The sequence below is a fragment of the Pseudomonadota bacterium genome (genome assembly GCA_039714795.1).
Classification (GTDB): domain Bacteria; phylum Pseudomonadota; class Alphaproteobacteria; order JAGOMX01; family JAGOMX01; genus JBDLIP01.
This window is the reverse complement of the sequence record JBDLIP010000135.1, coordinates 1-4275: the sequence shown is the minus strand read 5'-3', so window position 1 is coordinate 4275 and position 4275 is coordinate 1. Positions and strand designations below refer to the sequence as shown.

Here is a 4275-nt window from a genome sequence, read left to right as displayed (position 1 = left end):
AATACCTCTTCTTGAATATCAAGAGCCTCATTGATTGCATCGTCCCACTCTTGAGAAAACTTTTCATCATCCTCTTTGTGGTCATAGGCAGTCCGACGACTAACCCCGCAATATCGTGCAGAAAGTGTTACGTTTGCAGTTTCGCTTAAGTGCTTGAGAAACTGCTCCTTTTTTTTTTGTGTAAACTTTGTGCGGTTCGCCATTGTCGCCTTGAAAAATCCTCAAAGGTAAAAAAAGTCATGTATGTTTCTGTTATTCTAACACCTTATCTGCCTGAAAATCAAGTTAAACACACTATCTATAAAGTTGTGTGAGTGTTTGAGTAGTGGCCTATGCCACCCAAGTCTGCGTTAGGCACACGACTACGATACCGTTGCCACCCCAACATCTCTCAGTCTCCTGTAATGCTCTGGGTAGTAATATCTAATATGCGCCATGTCTTCCCGAGACATCCCTGTTGCTGTAGGCAACGCCCACGAGAGTCGAATATCTTCTGGTTGTAGAAACTTATTATACAAATAGCATGGATTAATCTCGACCTCATTATTGACAAGATAAGCAAAAACATCTTTGGCGCTCCATCGCCAAAGTGGGTTACATCTCCAAGACTTATCTTTTAACTGATAAATCGGCCCCCTGGTGGCTAGATTCATTTTTCGTGCTTGGCCTTCAAGCATTCTTAGTCCCAAGAAAACACCATCGCAATTCAGGGCTTTTCTTTTATCATCAAGCAGTTTAATAAAACCATATTTTGTTAAGTCGTGAGACTGAGCACACAAATTATCAATACCTATTTTTGCATTGCATGCCGCTTCCCAGATCGAAAATAAAGGTTCCACAACATGAGGTTTCCAACCGGTAAAATCACAAATTCTGTCAAAATACGGACGTTTCTCAGGCCAGTCGCAATCGTCAAACTGAATTAGTATTGGCAGATCAGGGCAAACAGATTTGACGAGATATTCAAATGTTTCCAGAAAGGTACAAAAAATCTCTTTTCGGTATCCTTATGTACGGCCAAAATAGTGACAAGCACTTGCTCATCAGCACCATTCTCTTCCATCTTGGCATTGGCGATACAAGTTTGTGCGGCCCTCCAGGGTAGAGTGGTGCCTGCACTTGTCAACGACATTTGCCCATAAGCAATGTAGTCCATGGCCTCAGTAGTGTAGGTGTAAGAAACATCCCAAGTGGTTTTTTTCTCAGTAAAATGATTCTGAAAAATGAAAGTAGAAGTGATTACCGCCAACCATATCCAAAACATATCAATGCTCATAATAAACTCCTCAATAAATCAGCTAACAAAACGCCGGACGGCCCGCGCATTTCAAGTTCAATTCAGTGGCGGCGTTCCACCACCGACCTCAATCGTTATCTTCCTGGCCAAAACTCATCTTTCAGCAAAACAAAATGGTCGTCGTCAGCAAATGAACAAGCCACATCTGTAGACGGAGGACTCATGTACTGTAGACAATTTGGGGAGTTACAGTTGCCACCAATCATCAGACAGCTATCGCCGACATCTTTTACGTTGTGCCCGTTCAATCCAGACAGATGTTCTAAACACTGATAAAAGTAAATATTCTCTTTCTTACACTTAATATGATAGGTAGAAATTGCTGTTGCAGCCATGGCAGCGGCTATTTCTGCAGCCGTTTTATGTTGATTTTTGCCGACCAATAAAACTTGACTCCTCCGTTCCCCCACGTTGTGTGTAAAATATAGCGTCCAGGACTCGAACCTGAATCTTGCCAGCCCTCACTTCACCTGAGTAAAACGCGGACTCGAACCGCCTCTAGCTGGTATGTTTGTGAACTCTGCACCCGCAATGAGTAGTGCGCTATAAACAATTATATGTCTAATATGCCTGATACGCACTGGAACATCCCGTTTTTGCTAAATATTAACGTCTGCTTTGTAACTGCACAGGGCCAAGATAGCCTGGGAATTCTTTTGTCATGCCTGCAATGATTGCTGCCATTCATCCAGGCCCCATAAAATCAAGACTCACTGACTCAATAAGGCCGTCAAAATTAACTTTCGTTGCATTGCGTGCCACAGTTGCTATTTCCTTGGCCTGATCCTTGGTCCCATTGACAATCATGGTCACAATATAACGTCGAGATTCAGTGGTAGGCTGTATTTGCTCATTGACTACCTGGTTGGCATTTTTGGCCGGTGTGTTACAGGTGCTTACTTCTCTCTCTTCACAGGCCATTGATTCTTTGGCAGCACTGGTGGCATATTCTCGCGCCCTTTTTTCTCTCTCTTCACGCTCTATACGTTCCCGTTCCTCAAGTTTGGCCTTTGCTATTCGCCCCTCTACAGTTGCCACCAATTCGCCCTCAGAGGCAATGAGGAGATTATTTTTGTCGTGGAAAAGAGAAGAGTAACCGGTTGCAATAGATTCAAAAACAGCAAGATTATTTTCAACCAGTTCGGCCGTTCGCTGGATGTTGGCAATCAATTCAGCGGCGGCATTGTCCACTGAGTCCTGCATGGATTTAAGAGTCCGCTTTCCCTTGGCAACATCGGCAAAAACTAGGAGATCAATATCCATCAATTTTACCGCTGCATGCTGGCCGGACATAAACTCGTTGACCGCATCTGAACCGGATTTGATGATTGCAGTCTTTCGAGATGTTTCTTCAGCTTTTACTTGTCTAGTGTACGGTAGCCGTATTTCATCACGTAGCTTCCCCAACACTTCGTCCATGGAGCAGAATAAATCATTTATCTCTACAGCCTCTTCCATCGCATACGACTTAGCGAGTGCTATTTCATCCTCTGCGGCCTTGCAAACCTTTATGGTTTTCTTGGCATCTGCAAAGTCTTGATCGGTAATCAGCTCGGCTTTCAAGCCGTCAAGCTGTGCCAGAATCGCTTCTTTGTATTCAGAAAAATTAGATTCTGTTATTCTACCGGAAACTTTAATTTTCAATCCTTTGTTCATCCTGCACACCCCTATACGTTGAATGTAAGTTTGCTGTCAGTGGCCTTTTCTTCGAGGATGGCCTTGAAATCTCGGTAATATCCACGCACTTTCTCAGCCTCGGCCTTTGGCAGGGCTTTGACGCTTGCCCGGATTTTGTCGCTGATTTCACCCAACTCGGCAACAGTAGTTGCTTTTTCTAGTAGAATTTCAAAGTCGGCAGATGTTTTGGTCTGTAATTTGCCGTTGTTATTTCGCTGTGCCTGTTGGTTTGTACTGCTCTTTATTTTGTTTACATGCTTTGTTACATCCCAGACTCGCTTTCCGTTGTTATCAACAACGTGCGGATGATTGTTTTGTGTTTTCTTTTCATTTGCCGGGAGATAAACCATATCAAGGTCATAAAGAAACCTGCCAATACCCCACTTGACGCCAGCACGTTTAAAGGAATCCGATATCATTCCTTTTTCTTTTTCGATATTTGATTCAGAGCCTGTATCCCATTTCCATACCCATCCAGCTCCACATTTAATCCCAATACCGGCAAGCATATGGTTATCAACCGATTTGTAATCATCCTGCCAGTTGTCCGGCCCAACGACCTCGTCAAGTATGTCCATAACTGCACGGGCATCTATGTAAGCAACGCAGGCTGCTTGTGACTTGAACTTACTGAAAGATTGCACCCTCCACTTATGAGGGATCACCTTCTTTAAGTCTTTTAAATTCACTTAATCACCTCAATAAAATAGAATTGACTCTACGCCTTCCATCATCGCCCGGTCCCTGACATCCTTCAGGATACTGGATAGGCGGTATTTTAATCCGCAATACTTAGCCAGGTCGTCATAATCGGCGATGTCAACATGTACCGGGCCGTCTTCTTGGTTTGCCCATGTCCTGATTGTGTCCAAGAATCTGTCTTGGATTAAAACGTCAACCTGGACGGTGAGCATCGGCTCTACGCTAATCTTTGCCATTTCCTACCTCTTTCTTCGGCGGCCTATCCCAGATCCGCGAATTGCATGCCGGGCAGGCTACAGGGCGCTTTTCAGATCGTGGCAACCACTTGTGGCCACATTTTTCCCTGAGGCATTTTAATTTATTCATTTTACCCCTGTTGTTTGGTTTGTTTGGATGTTCGGTTCGCTGTGCATAAAATCACCTAACCAGTCGTCCAACCGGAGCCGAAGACAGGCTTTTATTTTGGGTTACCTCTCAGCGGCCCGGTTAACAGTTTTCGTGTTATGTGTCCAAGACGGTGCTTAAATCATTTAAAAGCTCATTACCCTTTTGGGTCATCCAAGAGCATCTTATTGTCGTGCCATGTTCTATTAATCCTT

At 44.0% G+C, this 4275-nt stretch carries 6 protein-coding genes; all 6 read right to left on the bottom strand.

Features of this window, described 5'->3' with window-relative positions:
• The coding region (locus ABFQ95_07830) for a hypothetical protein (GenBank protein ID MEN8237430.1) at positions 1 to 203 on the bottom strand (203 nt) is incomplete at its 3' end.
• 159 nt (positions 204 to 362) lie between these two features.
• Positions 363 to 839: a phosphoadenosine phosphosulfate reductase family protein gene (locus tag ABFQ95_07825; GenBank protein ID MEN8237429.1), complete on the bottom strand. Its 477-nt coding sequence runs from the start codon at positions 837 to 839 to the stop codon at positions 363 to 365.
• Positions 840 to 922: 83 nt separating this feature from the next.
• Complete coding sequence (locus tag ABFQ95_07820; GenBank protein ID MEN8237428.1) at positions 923 to 1276, bottom strand: hypothetical protein; 354 nt, start codon at positions 1274 to 1276, stop codon at positions 923 to 925.
• Between the two features lie 95 nt (positions 1277 to 1371).
• On the bottom strand, positions 1372 to 1680 hold the full coding sequence (locus ABFQ95_07815; GenBank protein ID MEN8237427.1) for a hypothetical protein: 309 nt from the start codon (positions 1678 to 1680) through the stop codon (positions 1372 to 1374).
• Between the two features lie 301 nt (positions 1681 to 1981).
• Entirely contained in the window at positions 1982 to 2953 is a 972-nt protein-coding gene (locus tag ABFQ95_07810) for a hypothetical protein (protein MEN8237426.1), read from the bottom strand.
• A gap of 11 nt (positions 2954 to 2964) precedes the next feature.
• A complete protein-coding gene (locus tag ABFQ95_07805) occupies positions 2965 to 3663 on the bottom strand; it encodes a Rad52/Rad22 family DNA repair protein (protein ID MEN8237425.1) in 699 nt (232 codons plus the stop codon).
• Positions 3664 to 4275 lie beyond the last annotated feature (612 nt).